General features: G+C 64.6%; 1 protein-coding gene. It reads left to right on the top strand.

The genetic code is table 11. The features are described from left to right. A partial coding sequence (locus tag ACXJ3V_RS20855; RefSeq protein ID WP_457102263.1) for a fumarylacetoacetate hydrolase family protein occupies positions 1-508 on the top strand: 508 nt, incomplete at both ends.

The raw sequence follows: 508 nt of genomic DNA, 5'->3' as shown, positions 1-508 counted from the left end.
GCCTTCAACATCGCGCCCATTCCGGACAGCGACCAGATTCCTCTGATGTACCAGGGAGGCTCGGACGACCTGCTGGGCGCGCATGACGATGTGCCGTTGCCCGACGAGGCGCATGGCATCGACTTCGAGGGCGAGTTCGGCGTCATCGTGCGGCAGGTGCCCATGGGATGTCCCGCGCCACTCGCGCGCAACCGCATCCTGCTGCTGGTGCTGATCAACGACGTCAGCCTGCGCGCCTTCGGTCCGCGCGAGATGTGCACCGGCTTCGGCTTTTTCCAGGCCAAGCCTTCCTCCAGCTTCGCACCCGTGGCGGTGACACCCGACGAGATCGGCGTGGCCTGGAGCGACGCACGCGTGCATCTGGACCTGAATGTGCAATACAACGGTGAGTGGTTCGGCAATCCGAACGGCCGGGAGATGAACTTTGGCTTCGACCAGCTGATTGCACACGCAGCCAAGACGCGCAAGCTCTCGCCCGGCACCATCATCGGCTCCGGCACCGTGTCCA

The organism is Microbacterium sp. P5_E9 (assembly GCF_054049175.1).
The sequence above is the reverse complement of the archived record's forward strand: the minus strand, read 5'-3'. Positions and strand labels throughout refer to the sequence as shown.